Source organism: Paenibacillus sp. Y660 (assembly GCF_057221575.1).
This window is the reverse complement of record NZ_JBXBBJ010000001.1, coordinates 553,004-574,368: the sequence shown is the minus strand read 5'-3', so window position 1 is coordinate 574,368 and position 21,365 is coordinate 553,004. Positions and strand designations below refer to the sequence as shown.

Below are 21,365 nucleotides of genomic sequence, written 5' to 3'. Positions count from 1 at the left end.
AAATTTAGTTTCGTTATCTTGCGCTTACATTCAAGATGGTGCTGCGAAAATGGTCGTGCTTCTCATAGGTATCGATTATAGCTTTGCATTCTCTTTGGCTTACCCGCTCCACCCCGCTCATATTGAAATATGAAGCCGGAGGCTACAACTGTTTGCATCAAGATTTGTATGGAAAAGTACGATTACATCGGGGATTAGGTACAGTCTGGGCATTATTTTTCATGATGCCAAGTAGAAATAACAAAGCAGCCAGTCATTTGTTTTAATTCAAATGCTCAGGCTGCTTTTCTTTCCGTTTCATACTGCGAATCATTATTTTCGTATCGTGGTCTACACGGTAGGACTCCGTTATTTTTTGCAGCGCTTTGTTGTAGGTGAATACATCGAGCGAATTGTTCTCCAAATAGCGCAGGGCAGGCTCGGGCAGCTTCACAAAACAAATGGATACTGCCCATGCCACCGCCATTTTGACATAGTAATCCTCACGCTCCACGCTGTCCAATAAGGATAACAAGCGACTGATATATTCCTCTTCTATGTAAAAATCAAGAAGCATCACGACACCAAATCGTATTTCATAAGGTTTATTGGACGCTAGATACGGCTGTAAAAAATCCCATACCCGCTTCCTATTCGTCTTCGTAAATTTAAGTCCGATGCAAAAGCTGTCGCATACCGACCAATTATCGATTTTAGGGACAAAATCAGCGACGTAACGTAGTATTTCTTCCACATCCGATTGCAAATAGCCGATGACCATGCCCTGCAGCATGACCTCTTCGAAGTATTCGCTCTCCGCATGCTTCAAGTAGCTCCGCCAATCACCTTTCGCCAGCTCTTTGGCGAGCTTGCGCAGCACAGGCAGCCGCACACCCAGCACGTTGTTAATAGTAGGGATAAGTGCAGAGGAAAATTGTTGATAAGCCGGTTCGGACAATGCTATTAACTGCTCCTTGATCGTTTTCTCCGTCATTTTCACCCCTTATACTCCCTTTATTCAAATGAAATTTCCCACAAGTAGATAGAAGCGACAGAACCCAGAGGCGAATAGCGGCTGCGGTATTGTTCAAACTCCTCTTTCGTAATGGAATCCAATTGATAGAGCTTCATCATACCGCGTCGAATGGCAATATCGCCCCAGCTAACAACATCAGGGCGCTCCATCGCGTTAATCAGCATCATTTCCGCCGTCCATTTGCCTATTCCATTTAAGGCTGACAGTCTCTTAATGACCTCTGCATCGGATAACGCATACAGATCATCGAGCTTCAAAGCGTCTTCCATAATCATATCGGCAATATGCTTGATGCAAACCGCTTTTTTCATCGTAATCCCCCAGCGCTGAATATCATCAGCTGACTGCTTAGCGATATGACTCGGCGTAATTTCACCAAATTGAAGCTGCATTCTTTCCCAAATCGTATGAACAGCCTTCAACGAGATGAGCTGGCCTACTATAGCATACACGAGTGCTGTGAACAGATCAGGAATGATGACACGCTCAACCTTGCCCAATCTCGTCATAGCAGCGCCAAGCGTTTCATCCACGCTTTTGAGATAATCGATTTCGGCTTGCCCGTATTCAAAAAACTTCGTTGTCACTGTCATAGATTTATCACCTAGTAAGTAATATACCTCATTTTCATACAACTGTAAGATTAATTGAATATAAAAGCAAGATAACGAAGCCAATCTTCCCAACTTTGGAACGAGGGTTAAAAAGAAATGAGCAAGCTTCTATCGTAATCAGCTTCTACATGATTGGAATGCGCAACATGCCATTCATCAGCTCAGTTACGGTGACGAATTCAAAGCCTCTATTATCAAGCTCGCGCAATATGGTCTCCAACGCTTTAACGGTTTGCATGGAACCGGGGATATAATCATGCATGAGTACGATATCTCCATTGCGGGCATTGTCTAATACTTTATTGACGATCCGGTTCACGCCGGGGCTCTTCCAATCGTTCGTATCCTGATGCCAAGACCACATAATGGTCGTATAGCCAAGCGTTTTGGCAATTTGAATCGAATGCTCATTGTAATAGCCGCCTGGCGGACGGAATAATAAAGGTTTTTTTCCAGTCAACGTTTCTAATGCCTTCTCGGTTTTAACTATTTCATCCCGAATCGTCTCGTCGCTTATGGAGCGCATGAAATAAACATGATTAAACGTATGATTAGCTACCTCATGTCCCTCTGCAATTTCACGTTTTATCGTTTCCGGGTAACGCTCCACCTTGTTGCCAAGCACAAAAAAAGTTGCTTTTGCATCGTACTTTTTGAGCAAATCAAGAATTTTATCGGTCGTATTCGGATAAGGACCATCATCGAAGGTCAAGGCGATCTTCTTGTCTTTCGTCGGAACCTCCCATACGATCTCTCCCCTTTTCTCATAAAAAAAACGATCCTTTTTCTCGGGGAAAGTGAAACCAAGCAAAAAAACAGTTACGAGCAGCAATAGTAGGCTGGGCTTGCGGTTTAACAACAGTATTCCTCCTAGCGGCAAATCGATATGTAACGCGAAAATATAATTCCGGCAGCTCGCAAAGTGAGCTGCCGTCGGACCAATTAGCGAAGCGGCGCCGTTGCCGCATTGCTTATATCTCGGATCATGATAGCCACGTCGTTTCCCAACGTTTTTATAGGATGCCCATTTGTTGCATTTACGTTCATCGACTTTATTTTTTTATGGATATTTCCATCGGAGGTTACATGAATGTTGTAGGCAGGGTATTGCCCTTTTAATGCGGCGTAAACCTGTTTTTCAATGATCGCTTTTTTTCCGATGTTGTCGACATCAAGACCAACGATTGCTTCTTTATTATGCACAACGACTGTAGCCTCTTTTACTCCGCTAACCCTTTCGGCACGATCCTCCAATTGACCGGCGCCTCTTAACGGATCTATGCTGTACATCCGATTATCCATAGCATTTATTTTGCGATCGGTCGTTTTCATGCCATTAGGGACAATTCGTTCTCCCGCGCGATTCAAATCATTTTTGACTCTCATTGTATTTTCCTTTACGGTTCCGTTTTGACCGCATGCCGCTATCGAGAATCCCAATGCAAGCACCATAATGGATGTAAATATGGGTTTGAACTGTTTTTTCACTGCATGACACCTCCTGGTTGATGATTATAAGGTGTGCTATAAGCATGCAATCATACATGGAAAAATCAATTTATGACTGCTGCGTCATCTATTCTCTTTATATTTTGCGCAAACAAAAAAACAATGCTCCGCATGCTGCACAAGCGGTTCATTGTTTTTTATATCGCTGCCTATTCATCTATTAATCCTCAACATTTCTTACATCGACCGATACATGAAGCACCTGCTCGCCAGTTCCTCTGTAAACGCCTTTAACCGGTACGATATCCTTGTAGTCGCGGCCATGCCCCAGCTTTACATATCGCTCGCCTACAGGATCGACGTTCGTCGGATCAAAGCTGCACCAGCCAAGGCCAGGTACGAACGCTTCAACCCAAGCATGCGAGGCCTGCTCGAAATCCGCGCTGCCTCCCTGCAAATCTCCAACAAAGTGATAGCCGCTCACATATCTGGCTGGTATGCCGTACCCTCTGCAGCTCGCGATCATCAAATGAGCAAAATCCTGACAAACGCCGCGTTTACTTAGAAACATATCCGAGGTTCTCGTTTTTACGTCAGTGGCTTCCGGATCATAAATAAACTCCGTGCGAATTTTGGTCGACAATGCGCTTAGCCAGTCCAGCACGCTAGCTTGGCCACTCTCATTTGAATCCGGAATTTCACTAGCAAACTGCTCTACTTCGCTCGTTATGGCTGTATATTCCGACGCCAGAAGAAACTCCGTGAAGCGATTTGCCGCATCCTCTGTCCTCAGCCAGCTCCACGCCTGCTCCGGCGGACGTCTGCTTAAGTATTGCGCACGCTCTTCGGAGGAAGGCGCCTGCTTCGTTACGACCGTCATAGAGGTGCGTATCGTAAGTCGTTTATGTGGGCCGTTCACCGAGAAGGCATGTACCCGATTGCCGAAGTAATCCTCGTAGGTGAATAATGAGGCGTTTGGTTCAATGGTTATCGCTTGCTGGTAACAGGATTGTCTCTCATTCGTGCTCGGAGTCAGACGAATTTCATTGACACTGTCCGTAACTGCCTCCGCGTACTCGTACCTCGTGACATGTGAAATACTCAGCTTCATGCGCTTGCCTCCCCCATGCGAAAAAAGGTTTTAGCAAATGCCATCCCAAGCTGCTGGCATGCATCAAGCAAATGAACAACGATCGTCCCGTTCCGATCAATGACCATATCCTCCCGCTCCAAGCATGCCAAATCCGCCTTTACTTTTCCTACTTGGCGAATGACGCGCTCATGGGCTGTCCGCAGCTGCTTATCCTGCAGCTCGATATGCCGCATATGGTCATCGAGAGTATGGAGCGCAAAATGAAGGGAGCGCGGAAAGGCGCTGTTAAGCACAACAAATTCAACGATGGACTCGACAGTGATTCCGTCAGCATAATAACGGCGGAATGCTTGATAGCCGCTGACAGAGCGCAGTACAGCCTGCAAATAGGGATAGGCGCTTGAGCTGTTCCAGCCCTCGCCGGTTGCCACATTGCCTACCGCTTTAATGATGCGCAGCGTATTTTCCGAGCGCTCCAAATACCTGCCGCATTCGATGAAATGCCATTCATTCTCCCTCGGCATGACGGATTGGCTGACGCCTTGGAACAGCGCCGTCCATTCCTTAATGCGACCGAAAAACAGATGCGGTGATTCGCGCAGCAAATCATCCGGCTGCTTCTCCCGCAGCCACAAATAGAATGCGTTTGTCACATCCCACATTTCGCTCGGCACCTTCTCGCGAAGCGTTCGCAGGTTGCCGCGAGCATGGCTGACACAGGAGACGAGCGAGTTTGAATGATCGCGATCGAGCGTCGTATAGAAGAGGACATCGCGTTCATTGTAGCTGCCATACTGCTGCTCATATGCTTCACGGCTGCCTAAGGCATCGACGATTCTTGCCCATTTCGAGCAAGGCTCGATTATCTCGCCCTGTTGCTGGCCTTCTTCGCTGCTCAATTCCTCATCAACCTGAAGATGATAGTGTACATCAATCAGCCTGGCATGATTCTCTGCGCGCTCCATGTAACGGCCAATCCAAAATAATGCCTCTGCATTCCGGTTCAGCACCCGCATTCCCTCCATTAAATTATCGATTAAGGACCCACGTATCCTTGACTCCGCCGCCCTGTGAAGAGTTGACTACCAGCGAACCCTCTGTCATTGCAACACGCGTTAAACCTCCCGGAATGACATGCGTCTCCTCTCCCATTAATGCAAAGGCTCGTAAATCAATATGACGAGGTGTCATGCCGCCATCAACCATAACCGGCGCACGCGAGAGCTTCATCGTCGTTTGAGCGATGTAGCGTCCTGGCTCGCGCTTGATTGCATCTGCAAACGCTTGAATCTCATTTGAGGTTGCGCTAGGCCCTATCAGCATGCCATAGCCGCCTGATAGCGACGTCTCCTTCACAACGAGCTGATCCAAGTGATCCAGCACATAATCGCGCTCGTCTTTGCGCGACAAGATATACGTAGGAACGTTGTGTAAAATAGGCTCTTCCCCCAAATAGTAACGGATCATGTCAGGCACATACGCATATACTGCCTTGTCGTCCGCCACGCCTGTTCCTGGCGCATTCGCAATCGCAACATTCCCAGCGCGATAAGCATTCATTAGTCCCGGCACCCCAAGGAAGGAATCCGGCTGGAATGCAAGCGGATCGAGAAAATCATCATCGATGCGCCGATAAATAACGTCGACCTGACGGAGTCCCCGCAAATCACGCAAATATATTTTATGGTCTTTGTACACAAGATCTCTGCCTTCAACGAGGTGAATGCCCATTTGCTGCGCTAAAAAAGTATGTTCGTAATAGGCGGAGTTGTAAGCGCCTGGCGTAAGCAATACGATTAAAGGATCACGCTTGCCGTTAGGAGAAAGAGCGCGGAGCGAGCTTAAGAAGCAATTTAAGCTGCGGTCAATGCTTTGTACCGAACTGGATAAATATAAATCATGGAACAGCTCGCTCATTAACGTTCTGCCCTTAAAGAGATAGGAGAAGCCGGAAGGAGATCGCAAATTATCTTCGAGCACATAATAACGGCCCTTCTCATCACGAATCAAATCAATGCCTGATGCTGTAATATATACACCGCCGGGAACATGTAGACCCGCCATTTCCGGACGAAAATAAGTATTCGAAACAATCATCCGCCGAGGTATGATGCCGTCTGCCACAATTCGTTGTCCATGATAAACATCATGGATAAAAGCGTTCAAAGCGCGAATCCGCTGCTTGACGCCGCGGTCAACGCCTTCCCATTCATGCTTCGGAATGACGCGGGGAATGTAATCGAAAGGAATTGTCCGCTCGAGCGGCTCATTTTGCGCGCCGCTATAAAGCGTAAATGTAATGCCCTCCTCCATCATTCTTTGATTAATCGCATTTTGACGGACAGCCAGCTCTGCCGGCTTCATTCTTCCAAATAAACGATGGACACTGTCATAGTGAGCGCGAACCGAAAGGTCCTTGTCGAACATTTCATCGTAAAAGGATTGAGAATCGTAAAATTGCGATTGCGACTGTTTGGCCGTCGACATGACAACCGCCTCCTCCATGATGGGCGCTGCACCAAATTGGTACTAGCTTCGTGAACATCGGAACAAATTCGTTATATTTATGTCAAAAAACTTAACATTTATAACGGTATTTCCTCTTAATGTTAGGATTATCATACTAAAATCAGAATTTTGTGTCAACTTATATAACGCGAAAGCAGGAACCCTCGGGTTGAGAGAATTCCTGCTTTTTCTAGGCTGCGTTTTATTCTAGGATTGATTCAATTGCTGTAGATCTTTCGTTACCTTATCGACCATATGAACGAACGAAGCAAGCTCTTGCGAGCGGGCTGCTTGGTTACGCGCCTCGACCGATGTCGCCTCAGATTCATGGCGTACTGCGGACAGCTTCTTGTCAATCTCTTCAAGCTTCGACTGTATCCCTTCGAGCGCATTGCGTGACGAGGCGGCAAGCTTGCGCACTTCATTCGCGACTACCTCAAAGCCCCGGCCATGCTCTCCTGCTCTAGCCGCTTCGATCGCGGCATTAAGCCCGAGCAGATGAGTCTGATCGGATAATCCGCGAATTAATGTGCCCATTTCGTTAATGCCGTCAAGCTCCTCACGAAGCTCTCCTAATAATGTATGCGTCTTATCCTGAGATTGCGAGGTCGAAATTGCGGTAGCCGCAATGGATTGAGCACCCTCGTCCAATTCGAGCATAAGCGAAGCCAGCTCCTGCACCGCACTTGTAACAGTGGACAGCATCATGGAACGATTGTCCGCTAGCTGCTGAATTTTATGCTGCTCATGCTCATTGTACGCTTCCAGTACGAATTGCGAATCCAGATTAAACAATTTCGTCAGAGCATGTACAACTTCCTTCCAACTATCAGGAATAACTCGCTTAAGCACATCCATGGATATATCAAGGTAAGTCATATATGTACCCAAATACCAATCCGTCGTTAATCCAATTCGGGAGTGGACGGCGCCAATTTTTATGCGGTTTTCAATATACGATTGATCGATTACCCCTTCGGTAAGCGACATATAGTACCATCGCTGCGTTTCCTTAAGCCGCTCAATGTTGCTTACTTTTGTAATAATCGCAAGCAATTCCGGCTGGTGGCCAATACTGTCGTAAAACCGGTCTACTACTTCATCAACTATCTTCTCGAAGATAGGTTTGCATTCAGCCATAATCTTTAAATCCTGTTCCGTAATTCCTGTGTATTCAAGCTGCTTCCTGCGTTCTGCATTAACGTTAATCAATAAGTCCGACTCCTTCGGTATATAGTAGAACACTAACACCTATTATATCGGAAAACATACAAGAATCAGTATTAACATTTGAAATTCTTTTCAAACCTGGAAGCACTGCAGAGAAGCCGATAGACAGTTGTCTATCAGCTTCTCTTGATGCTCGCACCGCAATATTACCGGTTCAACAGGCTTCCGACATAACGCAGCAATTCATTTGAACAAACCGGGCAGTACCCATGCTCATCCATAAGCCGCTTGGTTACTTCGTTTATGCGCTTCAACTGATTCTCATCCGGCGTTTTCGTGGAGGTCGTAATTTTGACGATATCCTTCAAATCCGCGAACAGCTTCTTCTCTACCGCTTCGCGCAAACGTTCGTGACTTGTAAAATCGAACTTTTTCCCTTTTCGCGAATAAGACGATATGCGAATGAGTATCTCTTCGCGGAACGCTTTTTTCGCATTTTCGGAAACGCCGATTTGCTCCTCGATGGAACGCATAAGCCGCTCGTCTGGATCCATCTCTTCCCCGGTTAAAGGATCCTTGATTTTGGCCCAGTTGCAATAAGACTCAATGTTATCCAAGTAGTTTTCAAACAAGGTGCGGGCAGATTCCTCATAGGAATAAACAAATGCCTTTTGAATTTCCTTCTTCGCCAGCAGATCGTATTCCTTGCGCGCCACCGAAATGAAATTTAAGTATCGCTCGCGTTCTTCCTTCGTGATTGAAGGATGGTGGTCCAGTCCTTCTTTAAGCGCACGCAGCACGTCAAGCGCATTGATGCATTGTGTATCCTGCTTGATGAGCGCGCTGGAGATCCGGTTGATGACATAGCGAGGATCAATGCCCGTCATGCCCTCCTCCAGATACTCATTTTGCATCTCTTTCAAATCCGCTTCTTTAAAGCCTTCTACTTCCTCGCCGTCGTACATCCTCATCTTCTTCACCAAATCCATGCCTTGCTTCTTCGTTTCCTTAAGCCTTGTCAGGATAGAGAAGATAGCAGCGGCACGCAGCGCGTGAGGAGCTATATGGATATGGCGCATATCGCTTTGGGCGATAAGCTTCTTATATATCTTTTCTTCATCCGATACCCGCAAATTGTACGGAACCGGCATAACGATCATTCTGGAATGAAGCGCCTCATTTTTCTTATTGCTGATGAATGACTTATACTCAGATTCATTCGTATGCGCAATAATAAGCTCATCTGCACTAATTAAGGCAAATCGTCCTGCCTTGAAGTTCCCCTCCTGCGTCAGCGAGAGCAGATTCCATAGAAACTTCTCATCGCATTTCAGCATCTCTTGAAACTCCATCAATCCGCGATTAGCTTTGTTAAGCTCACCGTCAAACCGATATGCGCGCGGATCGGATTCGGATCCGTACTCCGTTATCGTAGAGAAATCGATGCTTCCCGTAAGGTCGGCAATATCCTGGGATTTCGGATCAGATGGACTGAATGTGCCTATGCCGACGCGGTTATCCTCGGAAATAAACACACGCTCAACGAGCACATTTTCAATGTCGGCGCTGTATTCCGTCTGAAGCCTCATTTGGCACGAAGGGCAAAGGTTGCCTTCAATTCGAACACCGAGCTCTTTCTCGATATCAGGACGAAGCTCATGGGGAATTAAGTGCAGCGGATCCTCATGCATCGGGCAGCCTTTAATCGCATAAACGGCTCCTCGCTCGGTTCTGGAGAAACGCTCAAGTCCCTTTTTGAGCATCGTAACAATAGTTGATTTTCCTCCGCTGACGGGTCCCATCAGTAACAAAATCCGTTTGCGCACCTCAAGCCTGCGAGCCGACGAATGGAAATACTCCTCAACCAGCTTTTCCACCGCACGATCCAGCCCAAAGATTTCTTGATCAAAAAACTTATACTGCTTGTTGCCGCCAACGTCTTCTACCCCATGTGATTCAATCATTTCATAAACGCGTGCATGTGCGGTCATGGCCGGGGACGGATCCTTCCCGAGCAATTCAATGTAATTCTTGAATGATCCTGTCCATGCAAGCTTCTCGCTCTCAGCCTGATACTCCGATATTCGCTTGAAAATGTCCATACCGTGCCTCCTCCCATCGCTTCCGCATTCCACTATTCGTTCTACGCCCGGGATTTGTCTCTAGACGCTCTATCGAGTGGTGCCAACTTTTATTGAGGTATTACATTTCTATGCTTATTCGGGGAGATAATTGCACACTATTTTTGTCCTTCATCCATCAAAATACGACAAGTTCGCAGAATCCTTTGCTATAATGGAGTCATATGCATCGTTTGGAACAAGCGGGGAGGAGAAACAAAACGTGGCTGTTGCACGCGAAGAAGAGCTCTACATTCCTATAAAAAAGTATTACGAGCGGCTTGGCTATATGGTAAAAAGCGAGGTGCTTCATTGCGATTTGGTCGCCATTCATCCAGACACCAAAAATACGATAATTGTCGAAATGAAAAAAACGTTCAACCTCGCCTTGCTGCTGCAAGGGGTTGAACGTCTACGTTTAAACAGTCATGTCGTGCTAGCCGTCGAACGGAACCGAAAGAAAAGCGGCGCCCATAATCAGCGCTTTGGTGATTTGACTGAGCTTTGCCGCATGCTCGGCATTGGTTTTATGACGGTTACCTTCTATAAAACAAAGCCGCCAGTCATCGAGTTTCTATGCCAGCCTGGCGATCCGCCTCAGCGCGGCGCAAGGCGCAGGAAGCAAGCGCAGCTCCTGAATGAATTCAGGGAGCGCAGCGGCGATTATAACGTCGGCGGCAGCACTGGACGCAAGCTTGTGACTGCTTACCGCGAGAAGGCGCTGCGCTGCGCCTACGCGCTTCATACCTCGGGCCCCTTAGCTCCGCGAGAGGTGGCAGCTATTACGGGCTATGGACGCAGCGGAGAGACGCTGCGCAGCAATTATTACGGCTGGTTCGACCGCATTGAGCGCGGCAAATACAGTCTGCGCCCGGAAGGCGCGGCTGCATTATCCGAATACAGCAATGTGATAGCGGAATGGACAGCCTCGCTCAGCTCCGCGCCGTAAACTCCCCAAGCGCCTCAACAAAGCGCTCAACACCTTGCATCGTGCGCGCTCCCGTATTGTACGTATAATTCAATCTGGCGGTGTTGCGCTGTGGATGGTCGGCATAGAACGAGCTGCCCGGCACGAACGCCACCCCCTTCTGAACCGCACAACGAAGGAGCGCTTCCGCGTCTAGACCGTCCGGCAGCTCAAGCCAAAGGAACATGCCGCCTTTCGGCTTTACCCACGAGACATCCTTTAGCGCTTGCCGCTTTAGAAGCTCATGCATTTCAAGCATCCGCTCGCCGTATGATTTGGAAATAAGCCTTATATGATCATCAAGCTTAAAGCCTTTAAGCAGCTGACTCAAAATTTGCTGATCCATCGTGCTCGAATGAAGGTCTGCTGCTTGCTTTGCTTTAGCCACCATGCCAATTACACGGCTATCCCCGATAGCCCAACCTGTACGAAGCGCAGGCGCTACCGTTTTGGAAAATGTGCTCGTATAGAATACAGCTCCGCGCTCTACTTGCCCTTCAAGGGAAAGCAGCGTCGGAAACTGCTCGCTTTCATCGAATTTAATATCCCCATATGGGTCATCTTCGATAATCGGCATTTGATAATGTTTGCAAAGGGCGAGCAGCTTCATCCTTCTCTCCAAGCTCCAGACACGGCCTGTCGGATTGCCGAAGGTCGGAACTGCATACAGCAGCTTTGGACGATGCTCGCGAATTAAACGCTCTGCATCCTCGGGAATAATGCCATGCTCGTCGCTCTCCGCCGCTATTACCTTCAAGCCGTGCAGCGCAAACACTTGCAGGCTGGCAAGGTATGTGGGCTTCTCAACCAATATCGCATCCCCTGGCTCCGTCAGTACTCCGACTAATAAATCAATTGCTTGCTGCGAGCCCGTCGTCAAAATCATTTGTTCTGGGCTTGCGTTCATTTGCTTGGCCGCCATACGCTCGCAAAGCTGCTCACGCAGCGGCAAATACCCTTCCGTCAGTCCGTATTGCAAAGCGCTTGGCCCTGCCGCAAATACACGGTCAGCCGCTTCACGCACCGCTTGTACAGGGAATAACTCCTCCGCTGGAAGGCCTCCGGCAAACGAAATCATATCCTTGCCTTGCGTCAGCTTCAAAATATCTCGTACCGCTGACGATTTTAACTGCGACACTCTGGATGAAAATCGATAATTCATATGCTATGCTCCTCCTCGCAAGCTTAATGGCTTGCTATGCTCATACTCTCTATGTTAACAATGTGTTCACAACTTTTAAAGTTTTCTTTTTTGCTGACGTTGGTTATAATAAGGAAAGCATACTTGGAGGTGTCCCACAGATGAACTTTATTATTGTCATGACTGTGTTCGCATTGTTCATTACGGCGATGCTGACCAGCTCCTACAACGAAGACAAAACAAAGGGGCTATAAGCTGGCTTGTATCAGCTTATACCAAGCGTTTACGAACGGGCGCCAAGCTTTTTGCTGGCGCCCGTTCGTTTTGCGGTAAAGCATCACAAAAAAATGAAGCTTCCCAAAGAGCGCAGGCGCTCTATTCGGGAAGCTTCATTTCGTTAAAATAGCGGGATATAACGCCGATTAGTGTTGTATCTCTGCCATTTCCTCCATGCAAACGCCACATACGTAGCGTTCCTTGAAATCACGAACCTCAACCATAGATCCGCAAAATACACATTTAGGACGGTACCGCTCCAAAATGATATGGTCACCTTGGACAAAAATTTCAACGGGATCGCCCTCGTTCATTAAATAACGTTTGCGCAATGATTTTGGAAGTACAATACGGCCGAGTTGATCCACTTTTCTAACTACACCTGCTGGTTTCATCACTTTCACCTCTTCTGTGTCTGGTTTCGCAAGCTATTTCTGAGAAACCTCTGCAGTTATAGTGTTTCGATGAACCAACAGCATTTCCTTCCTTATTTAATAATTCCTTAATATCCTGCAAATAATCTCATTTTATTAGTATATAAAAACCATATATTGATGAAAAAGACATCTATTCTACTCAAGTCCAAGGAAATGATTTTGTCTGAACGCCTCATATACAATAATTGCAACAGAATTGGACAAATTTAGTGAGCGCACCGTATTTGTCATCGGCATTTTAATGCAGGTGTCCATATTCGCATCAATCAGCTCCTGGGGCAACCCTTTCGTCTCTTTGCCGAATACGAAGAAATCGCCATCATGGTACTCGAATTGCGAATACAGCTTGCTTGCTTTCGTGCTCGCATAGAAAAAACGGCCTTGCGGATATTTCGCAAGCACCTCATCGAAGGAATCGTGGTACTCAATATGAACCGAATGCCAATAATCAAGCCCCGCCCGTTTTAAGGTTCGATCATCCGTATCAAAGCCAAGCGGTCTAACTAAATGCAAAATGGTGCCGGTAGCGGCACAAGTACGTGAAATGTTTCCCGTATTAGCCGGAATCTCCGGCTCTACCAAAACGATATGAAATGCCATGTTATCAATCTCTCCTCTCAATTTGCCAAAAATTCTCGAAATTGCACAATATTTTTACACCCACTTTACGTACCGTTAATCTCAAGCATAATTTCTACCTTCATAATAAGAAACATAATAGGCGGAACACATGAAGGAGAGCTGAACCATGCGAAAAAAGATTTTGGTCGTGGATGACGAGCCATCCATCTCGATGTTGATTGAATTTAATTTAAAGCTGGCAGGCTATGATGTACGTTGCGTAGGTGACGGTGAAGCTGTTTTCGAGATGTTAAAGCCATTTCGTCCCGACTTAATTGTACTTGACCTCATGCTGCCAAAAATGGACGGAATTCAAGTTTGCCGCGAGCTGCGCAAGCAAAGCAATGCAGTTCCAATCGTTATGCTCACCGCGCTTCAAGACGTAACAGATAAAATAGCCGGACTCGATAACGGCGCCGATGACTATATGACGAAACCATTTAGCCCGCAAGAGCTTGTATCCCGCATTCAAGCTATTTTCCGCCGTGTACAATCGCTGCCAGGCATAGCAGATGACACAGCCTTCGAGATCGGACGCTTGAACGTTCGGGTCGAGCAGCGCGAAGTATTCATCGATGGCAAGCCCGTTGAGCTAACGCCAAAGGAATTCGAGCTATTATTGTTCCTGTGCCGTCACAAAGGAAAAGTGCTCAGCCGCCAGCAGCTCCTGCACGGCGTTTGGGATTATCATTTCCTCGGCGATACGCGAATCGTCGATGTGCATATCAGCCATTTGCGCGACAAGATCGAGAAAAACGCACGCACACCTGAATACATTATGACCGTTCGCAATGTTGGCTATAAGCTGAATGGTCCACATGTCACTGAGAATTCAGTCGCGCAAGCGTAAGTAGCAGAATGCCTCAATTTCCGAATGGTTAAAACATAGCAACCGAAAAACCGCCCTGCACTTCTTTTCAGAAGGAGAGGGCGGTTTTTTTGTCCCCTAGCTATACCGTTATAAAAGACACAGCAGTTATTAACCGTTACGCTTTTGGAAATCAACCATAAATTGCTGAAGCGCCTGGCAGCTCTCCAAAGGCACGGCATTATAAGTTGAAGCTCTAAGTCCGCCAACATCACGGTGGCCCTTCAAGCCTACAAAGCCTTCCTTTTCCGACTCCTTAACGAACAGGCTCTCAAGCTCTTCGTTCTGAATACGGAAGGTAATATTCATAAGCGAACGGCTTTGCGGCTGCGCACAGCCAATGTAGAAGCCGCTGCTTTGATCGATTGTATCATAGATCAGATTCGTTTTATCACGGTTGTATTGCTCGAGCTGAGCAACGCCGCCTTTGTCTTTAATCCACTGAAGAACTAATTTCACCATGTACACCGAGAAAGACGGCGGCGTATTGTAAAGCGAGCCTGTCTTCGCATGCGTGCTGTAGCGGAACATGGATGGAATCGTTTTTGAGCCATTCTCAACAAGATCTTTACGGATGATGACAACAGTAACGCCCGATGGCCCTAGATTTTTCTGAGCGCCGGCATAAATGACGCCAAACTTGCTCACATCAATCGGTCTGCTCAAAATATCGCTGGACATATCCGCGATAAGCGGCACGTCGCCCGTATCCGGGAACTCCTGAAACTGTGTTCCGCCGATCGTTTCATTCGAAGTAAGGTGAACATAAGAAGCATGGCTTGGTACTTGAATTTCCGACAATGTCGGCATGCGCATAAATTTGTCTGCTTCTGTCGACGCCGCAATGACGGTTTCACCGACAAGCTTCGCTTCCTTAAGAGCTTTGTCAGCCCATGCTCCTGTCATCACATAAGCCCCTGGCTTGCCAGGCTGCAATAGGTTAAGGGGAAGCAACGCAAATTGCGTACTAGCGCCGCCCTGCAGCAAAAGCACGTCATAATTTTCGGGAACACCGAACAATTCGCGAAGCAACGCTTGCGAGTCATTGTTCACTGCTTCATACAGCTTGCTGCGGTGAGACATTTCCATGATGGACATCCCTGCACCTTGATAATCAACAAATTGCTCCTGCGCTTGCTTCAGTACCTCGAGTGGTATTGCGGCTGGTCCTGCATTAAAATTAAATGCTCGTGTCATCTTCGGATACCCACCTCTGTTTCTTTATATATGATATGGCTATGATAGCAATTTTGAAGGTTCGCATCAAGTGCATTCCGCATATTAAAACAATAAAAAGTCGAACGTATGTCGAATTACCGACAATAAACATTCGGTTTTCGTTCACGATTTCTTAATAATACGTAAAAAAACGGGCCCTAGAAGGACCCGTTTCTTATATTTCTTAAACGCAGGATTAGCAGTCGTAGTAAAGGCTGAACTCATGCGGATGAATGCGGATTGCAACAGCTTTAGCTTCTTGACGTTTGATTGCTACGTAGTTCTCGATAAATTCTGGCGTGAATACGCCGCCTTCTGTCAAGAACTCGGAATCAGCTTCAAGAGCGTTAAGCGCTTCGTCTAGCGTTCCAGGAACGCTGCGAATTTCTTTTTTCTCTTCTTCCGGCAATTCGTAGATGTTTTTGTCGAAAGGACCGTAGCCAAGAGCTACTGGATCAAGCTTGCGCTTGATGCCGTCCAAACCAGCAAGCAGCATAGCTGCAAATGCAAGGTAAGGGTTAGCTGTGTTGTCAGGTGTACGGAATTCGATACGACAGCCTTTAGGCGTTACAGCTGCAATCGGAATACGGATCGCTGCAGAACGGTTGCCTTTGGAGAATACAAGGTTAACCGGCGCTTCGTAACCAGGCACAAGACGTTTGAACGAGTTCGTGCTTGGGTTAGTGATTGCGATCAATGCAGGCGCATGGTAGAGAACGCCTCCGATGTAGTGCATAGCCAATTCGCTAAGGTTTGCATATGCGCCTTTATCGTAGAACAAAGGAGCATCGCCGTCGAAGATAGAAGTATGAACGTGCATACCGCTTCCGTTGTCACCGAATAGCGGCTTCGGCATGAAAGTAGCCGTTTTGCCGTATTGGCGAGCTGTATTGTGAATGATATATTTGAATTTCATAAGGTTGTCAGCTGTTTTAGTAAGCGTGTCGAAACGGAAGTTAATTTCGGCTTGACCAGCTGTTGCAACTTCATGGTGATGACGTTCTACGCGAAGACCCGATTCTTGCAAAAGGCGAACCATTTCGCTGCGGATATCTTGTTGGGAGTCAACTGGAGCTACTGGAACGTAGCCGCCTTTAACTGGAATTTTGGAACCAAGGTTGCCGCCTTCTTCTTTACGGTTCGTGTTCCAGCCAGCTTCTTCGGATTCAACTACATAAGAAGAAGAATTCATTGTGCTTTCATAGCGAACTTCGTCGAAGATGAAGAATTCAGGCTCAGGCGCGAAAAATGCTGTCGTACCGATGCCTGTAGTTTGAAGATACTCTTCAGCCTTCTGAGCGATGCTGCGCGGATCGCGGTCATAGCGCTCGCCCTCAGGTGTATGGATATTACACATAATGTTTAGTGTTGGGTGATCAGTGAAAGGATCGATAAATACGGATTCTGTATCCGGGATCATAACCATATCGGAATTCTCAATACCACGGAAACCGTGAATGGAAGAACCGTCGAATGCTACCCCATTTACGAAAGTATCCGCGTCAACCTCAGCTGCTGGCAGTGTAATGTGGTGTGCATGACCTAGAAGATCCACGAAGCGGAAATCTACAAACTGAATGCTGTTTTCTTTAATATTGTCCAAAACATTTTGAACTGACATTAATAATTTCCTCCATTTCCGAACATTAGCGTAGTGTTGAACAGGTATTGTTCAATTATTGCTCCAAATCCATGTCGTTATTATAAAACTAGCCTTCAATCTCCGTCAATAGCTATGTAAGGTATTTTTTGTGGCTATGTTAGCTATACTTACAAGTTTGAACAGTTGTTCACAATTCCTCCTTAATAAACAATGAAAAAACCGCGCAGCCCTTGAATACAGTAGGCTTAACGGCTTTTCGCATATGTAAGCGTTTTATGGCCTGCAAGCATGAAAAAGGCAATGCCGTCATGGAACGGCAACGCCTTATCGATAGCTAGATTAGATTTTCCATTCCCGGAACGCCTCTGCAGGCGCCTTAGGCGTATCGAACTGCTTGCCAACAATCGGAGCCAGCTGTTCTAGGTCCTTCAACAGATTCGCGAATTGATCCGGGAATAACGATTGTACGCCATCGCCTGTCATCGAGTTGTCTGGATCGGTATGCATTTCAACGATCAAACCGTTCGCGCCTGCCGCTACCGATGCTTTGGACATTGGCTCTACCAATTCGCGGCGGCCTGTACCGTGGCTTGGATCTGATATAACCGGCAGATGGCTGAGAGATTGCAGCACTGGAATAGCTGACAAATCAAGCGTGTTGCGCGTGTAAGTCTCGAACGTTCGGATTCCGCGCTCGCAGAGCATAACGTTTGGATTTCCGCCTGCCAAAATGTATTCAGCAGCATTCAAAAACTCGTCATAGGTTGAGCTGAACCCGCGCTTCAGCAGCACTGGCGTTTGAATTGTGCCCAGCTTGCGAAGCAAATCAAAGTTTTGCATGTTGCGCGTACCCACTTGAAGAATATCGGCGTATTCAGCGCAAACATCAACATACTCCGGCGTCATAACTTCAGTAATTGTTAGAAGACCATGCTTTTTGCCTGCATCCGCCATCATCACTAGACCTTCAACGCCTACGCCTTGGAAGCTGTAAGGCCCTGTACGCGGCTTGAAGGCGCCCCCTCTAAGTACTTGACCTCCAGCAGCCTTGACGAGGCGCGCGATCTCATCGATTTGCTCAGGCGTTTCAACCGCGCACGGTCCGCCCATAATAACGAGGTTGCTTCCGCCGATCTTTACGCCTTTAATATCAATAACCGTATCGTCCGGATGGAAGTCACGGCTTGCAAGCTTGTAGGATTTTGAAATTTTAATTACGTTCTCTACACCTTTCATTTGACGCAAATGCTCCGCTAGCGTTGGCTCGGCTTTCCCGATAATTCCGATGACCGTACGGTCCGTTCCTCTAGATACATGAGCCTGCACACCCGCTCTTTCGATATGGGCAACGATTTCTGAAATACGCTCTTCTGCAATGTTTGCATTTGTAATCACGATCATAGGGACCACTCCTCAAAGGTTTTGTAAAGCAAGCAACACAACGGTCAAAAGCATTCGCTTCGTTCTATGATGCAAAACTTAGTTCGTAAGCATCTGCTTGGATTTTCATTCGCACATCAACGCTTATACGCTTTATAGCTTATACGCTTTATAGCTTTTATGCTTCGTAGCTTCTACGCTTTTAATCGCTAAAGTTAATATACAAGAGAAGGCGGCTCCCGTCAACCCATCTCTTTCGAAAAAAATGAGGAAAACGAATTTCCCATGCCTAAAATCTCACGGGAAGTTCATTTTTCCTCATCTTTTAATCTGTTATTTATTCGGATTTCTCAGCTGTTGACGTGGCGGAAGCCGTAGTTGTAGACTTGACGCGCAGGTTTGGAAGCAGCTTATTCATGTTGACCGTACGACGAATCTCCCACGTATCCGGATTGTTGTGATCATATTGCTCCAAATAGGTAATAACCTCTTTGGTCAACGGCGTAGGTGTAGAAGCGCCGGATGTAACCGCAACTCGGTCAACCCCTTTAAGCCATTCCTGCTCGATCTCAGATACGTCGGATACCCGATAAGCTTTGACACCGGCAATTTCCTCGGAAACCTGAGCAAGTCTGTTGGAGTTGTTGCTTCTCGGATCTCCAACGACGATACATAGCTGCGCTTCGCCTGCTTGCCCTGCAACTGCCTCTTGGCGCACCTGCGTAGCCAAGCAGATTTCGTTATGAACCTCTGCCGTAGGGTAGCGCTCGACAAGACGGCTAATAATATGGCGAATATCCCATTGCGACATCGTCGTTTGGTTCGTTATAATAATGCGACCTTCCGGTACTTTAAGAAAATCGATCTCCTCTTCACGCTCGATAAGGTGAACCTGCTCCGGCGCAACGCCAATCGCACCCTCCGGCTCGGGATGGCCATTCTTGCCAATATAAATAATATGATAGCCCTCAGCCGATTTCGCACGAATTAAATCATGTGTTCTCGTCACGTCCGGACATGTCGCATCAACGACGGACAGACCTTTGTCGCGAGCGCGCTGGCGAACCTCTGGAGAGACGCCATGAGCGGTGAAAATAACGGTGCCCTGCTCGATTTGATCCAAAATTTCGAGACGGTTAGCCCCATCCAGCGTAATAACGCCTTCCTGCTCGAACGCCTCGGTAACATGCGCATTATGGACGATCATGCCTAATATATATATAGGCCGCGGCAGCTCCAAATTTTTGGCCGTCTGCAAAGCCAGCACCATCGCATCGACGACGCCATAGCAATAGCCACGCGGTGATATTCTAACGATTTCCATTCCTTGCACCTGCTTTCTGACCGGATATGCGTCATAATCATAATTCCTATTTTTCATCCGTTGCTACTATTATAGACGAATGAGACGTGTCAGAAAAGGCTATAGGCAGCCAGATCGTAAACTTCGTTCCGCCGCCCTCTCTGGTCGTTACTTCTACAGAGCCTTGATGCTCGTCAATAATCCATTTTGCAATCGATAAGCCAAGCCCTGTTCCGACCGTAACACCCCTTGATTCATCCGCTCGATAGAATCGATCGAAGATGTGGGGGATTTCCTCAGGATTCATCCCTATGCCTGTATCTTGGACAATAAACCCGATTTGCTGGTCATTCCGTATCGCGCTAAGCAGAATGGTCCCCTCCGGTGTGTATTTGAACGCATTCTCGATGAAAATAAACAACAGCTGCTGCAAATAATTATAATTCGCCTTAACGCGTACGCCGTTTAATGCGGACAGATCGCCCACTCTCCATTCAGCGGAACGCGGAAGCAGCTGCGCTCTCCGCACAACCTCCTCCGTAAGTGGCAGCAGATCGAGCGGCGTCTTCTCCATCGTATACCCTGCATCAGCTCTAGCTAGCGCCAGCAGATCATTAACGAGCGTGCTCATCCGTATTGCCTCAGCTGATATATCGCTCATTGCTTCCTTGGAAAGCTCGAAGCGGTCGGAATCAAGCGGCAGCCAGTCTCCCGTATCAGCATCACGGTTCGTCTCCTTCACCTTCGCCCACATCCGCTCGAGCAGCTCAATATTGCCGCGTATCGTCGTAAGCGGCGTTCGCAGCTCATGCGACGCATCCGATACGAATCTGCGCTGTGCCTTATATGCCTCATCAAGCTCATTATATGCCATCTCGAGGCGTGCGAGCATCACGTTCAGCGTGCTTACGAGCCTTCCGATCTCATCATTCGGGCCTAACGCTGGTATTCGGACGCTTAGATCGGAGCCGTTTTCAATTTGCTCCGTCGCTCGAATGACACGTTCTATCGGTCGCAGCGCTTGGCGAGCAATGAATAAACCTACTGTAAAGGCGATAAATACTACGACTAATGAAGAAAAGATCAGAATCGTGCGAAGACCGCCCAGAAACTTTTCCTCGTTATATGAGAATACGCCCACCTGAACCAATCCTACTATATCTTTATCCAAATAAAAGGGTCGTTGATAGGTGAGCATTGCATATCTGTTATTGTTGATTTCGACATGCGTTTTAACGAAACGCTCCTTTGGCTTCGTTTTTGCCTCAGGATAAGGAATGACAAATTCATAGGGAAAATTGTTGGATTGCTTAATTGCGCCTTCCTTATAGTTAACTAATTGGATGTACATATCTTTTTTATCTATACGAAACTGCGGACCTACAATCAAATCAAGAGTCTGGTCTAAAAAGTTAGTCGCGCCGATGATTTCAATTTTGCTGTCTTGAACTCTAATCTGCTGCTTGATTTCCGCATAGGTGTTCCAGTTTACAAAGAAATAAATGCAAATACCGATTACGATCATCGTTACCGCAAGCAAACCTGAAATCCAAAGCGTCAGCCGAAGCCTGATGGACATATG

General features: G+C 47.1%; 19 protein-coding genes and 1 pseudogene. 3 read left to right on the top strand and 17 right to left on the bottom strand.

Annotation, left to right across the window (positions count from 1 at the left end):
- Nucleotides 1-101: 101 nt before the first annotated feature.
- Nucleotides 102-179: pseudogene (locus AC2TDN_RS02635) on the top strand (2OG-Fe(II) oxygenase); the annotation flags it as partial.
- Between the two features lie 83 nt (nucleotides 180-262).
- On the opposite strand, the gene AC2TDN_RS02630 reads toward AC2TDN_RS02635, so the two are convergent.
- The 9 genes from AC2TDN_RS02630 to AC2TDN_RS02590 form a co-directional block, all read right to left on the bottom strand.
- Nucleotides 263-973 (bottom strand): DNA alkylation repair protein, encoded by a 711-nt coding sequence (locus tag AC2TDN_RS02630; RefSeq protein WP_482065309.1) that lies wholly within the window; start codon nucleotides 971-973, stop codon nucleotides 263-265.
- Between the two features lie 20 nt (nucleotides 974-993).
- Entirely contained in the window at nucleotides 994-1,608 is a 615-nt protein-coding gene (locus AC2TDN_RS02625; RefSeq protein WP_484686918.1) for a DNA-3-methyladenine glycosylase family protein, read from the bottom strand.
- 145 nt (nucleotides 1,609-1,753) lie between these two features.
- Nucleotides 1,754-2,488 (bottom strand): polysaccharide deacetylase family protein, encoded by a 735-nt coding sequence (locus AC2TDN_RS02620; RefSeq protein WP_484686917.1) that lies wholly within the window; start codon nucleotides 2,486-2,488, stop codon nucleotides 1,754-1,756.
- A gap of 83 nt (nucleotides 2,489-2,571) precedes the next feature.
- Nucleotides 2,572-3,117, bottom strand: a complete 546-nt coding sequence (locus AC2TDN_RS02615; RefSeq protein WP_482064859.1) for a YhcN/YlaJ family sporulation lipoprotein — start codon at nucleotides 3,115-3,117, stop codon at nucleotides 2,572-2,574.
- Nucleotides 3,118-3,298: 181 nt separating this feature from the next.
- Nucleotides 3,299-4,189 (bottom strand): transglutaminase family protein, encoded by an 891-nt coding sequence (locus AC2TDN_RS02610; RefSeq protein ID WP_482064860.1) that lies wholly within the window; start codon nucleotides 4,187-4,189, stop codon nucleotides 3,299-3,301.
- Entirely contained in the window at nucleotides 4,186-5,187 is a 1,002-nt protein-coding gene (locus AC2TDN_RS02605; protein ID WP_484686916.1) for an alpha-E domain-containing protein, read from the bottom strand. Before AC2TDN_RS02605 ends, AC2TDN_RS02610 begins: the two co-directional genes overlap by 4 nt.
- A gap of 13 nt (nucleotides 5,188-5,200) precedes the next feature.
- Nucleotides 5,201-6,658 (bottom strand): circularly permuted type 2 ATP-grasp protein, encoded by a 1,458-nt coding sequence (locus tag AC2TDN_RS02600; protein ID WP_482064862.1) that lies wholly within the window; start codon nucleotides 6,656-6,658, stop codon nucleotides 5,201-5,203.
- A gap of 228 nt (nucleotides 6,659-6,886) precedes the next feature.
- Complete coding sequence (locus tag AC2TDN_RS02595) at nucleotides 6,887-7,891, bottom strand: protoglobin domain-containing protein (protein WP_482064863.1); 1,005 nt, start codon at nucleotides 7,889-7,891, stop codon at nucleotides 6,887-6,889.
- Nucleotides 7,892-8,055: 164 nt separating this feature from the next.
- Nucleotides 8,056-9,951 (bottom strand): PrkA family serine protein kinase, encoded by a 1,896-nt coding sequence (locus AC2TDN_RS02590; protein WP_482064864.1) that lies wholly within the window; start codon nucleotides 9,949-9,951, stop codon nucleotides 8,056-8,058.
- A gap of 241 nt (nucleotides 9,952-10,192) precedes the next feature.
- Here AC2TDN_RS02590 and AC2TDN_RS02585 point away from each other — a divergent pair, with 241 nt between their 5' ends.
- Nucleotides 10,193-10,918 (top strand): DUF2161 family putative PD-(D/E)XK-type phosphodiesterase, encoded by a 726-nt coding sequence (locus tag AC2TDN_RS02585; RefSeq protein WP_482064865.1) that lies wholly within the window; start codon nucleotides 10,193-10,195, stop codon nucleotides 10,916-10,918.
- On the opposite strand, the gene AC2TDN_RS02580 is transcribed toward AC2TDN_RS02585, so the two are convergent.
- From AC2TDN_RS02580 to trmL, 3 genes are all read right to left on the bottom strand, one after another.
- A complete protein-coding gene (locus tag AC2TDN_RS02580; RefSeq protein ID WP_484686915.1) occupies nucleotides 10,902-12,098 on the bottom strand; it encodes an aminotransferase-like domain-containing protein in 1,197 nt (398 codons plus the stop codon). The two genes, AC2TDN_RS02585 and AC2TDN_RS02580, sit on opposite strands and share 17 nt — an antisense overlap.
- A 401-nt stretch (nucleotides 12,099-12,499) precedes the next feature.
- Nucleotides 12,500-12,748 carry an AbrB/MazE/SpoVT family DNA-binding domain-containing protein gene (locus tag AC2TDN_RS02575; protein ID WP_482064867.1) on the bottom strand — a complete coding sequence of 83 codons (249 nt, stop codon included), beginning with the start codon at nucleotides 12,746-12,748 and terminating at the stop codon, nucleotides 12,500-12,502.
- Nucleotides 12,749-12,925: 177 nt separating this feature from the next.
- Nucleotides 12,926-13,390, bottom strand: coding sequence for a tRNA (uridine(34)/cytosine(34)/5-carboxymethylaminomethyluridine(34)-2'-O)-methyltransferase TrmL (gene trmL, locus AC2TDN_RS02570; RefSeq protein ID WP_482064868.1), 465 nt, complete (start codon nucleotides 13,388-13,390; stop codon nucleotides 12,926-12,928).
- A 148-nt stretch (nucleotides 13,391-13,538) separates the two neighbouring features.
- On the opposite strand from trmL, the gene AC2TDN_RS02565 reads away from it, so the two are divergent.
- Entirely contained in the window at nucleotides 13,539-14,261 is a 723-nt protein-coding gene (locus tag AC2TDN_RS02565) for a response regulator (RefSeq protein ID WP_482064869.1), read from the top strand.
- Between the two features lie 129 nt (nucleotides 14,262-14,390).
- On the opposite strand, the gene serC is transcribed toward AC2TDN_RS02565, so the two are convergent.
- From serC to AC2TDN_RS02540, 5 genes are all read right to left on the bottom strand, one after another.
- Nucleotides 14,391-15,476, bottom strand: coding sequence for a 3-phosphoserine/phosphohydroxythreonine transaminase (gene serC, locus AC2TDN_RS02560; RefSeq protein ID WP_482064870.1), 1,086 nt, complete (start codon nucleotides 15,474-15,476; stop codon nucleotides 14,391-14,393).
- A gap of 217 nt (nucleotides 15,477-15,693) precedes the next feature.
- Nucleotides 15,694-17,118: a type I glutamate--ammonia ligase gene (gene glnA, locus AC2TDN_RS02555; protein ID WP_482064871.1), complete on the bottom strand. Its 1,425-nt coding sequence runs from the start codon at nucleotides 17,116-17,118 to the stop codon at nucleotides 15,694-15,696.
- Nucleotides 17,119-17,439: 321 nt separating this feature from the next.
- Nucleotides 17,440-18,501 carry a 3-deoxy-7-phosphoheptulonate synthase gene (aroF, locus tag AC2TDN_RS02550; RefSeq protein ID WP_482064872.1) on the bottom strand — a complete coding sequence of 354 codons (1,062 nt, stop codon included), beginning with the start codon at nucleotides 18,499-18,501 and terminating at the stop codon, nucleotides 17,440-17,442.
- A gap of 316 nt (nucleotides 18,502-18,817) precedes the next feature.
- Nucleotides 18,818-19,804 carry a 4-hydroxy-3-methylbut-2-enyl diphosphate reductase gene (locus tag AC2TDN_RS02545; RefSeq protein ID WP_482064873.1) on the bottom strand — a complete coding sequence of 329 codons (987 nt, stop codon included), beginning with the start codon at nucleotides 19,802-19,804 and terminating at the stop codon, nucleotides 18,818-18,820.
- Nucleotides 19,805-19,850: 46 nt separating this feature from the next.
- Nucleotides 19,851-21,362: a sensor histidine kinase gene (locus AC2TDN_RS02540; protein WP_484686914.1), complete on the bottom strand. Its 1,512-nt coding sequence runs from the start codon at nucleotides 21,360-21,362 to the stop codon at nucleotides 19,851-19,853.
- Between the last annotated feature and the right edge of the window lie 3 nt (nucleotides 21,363-21,365).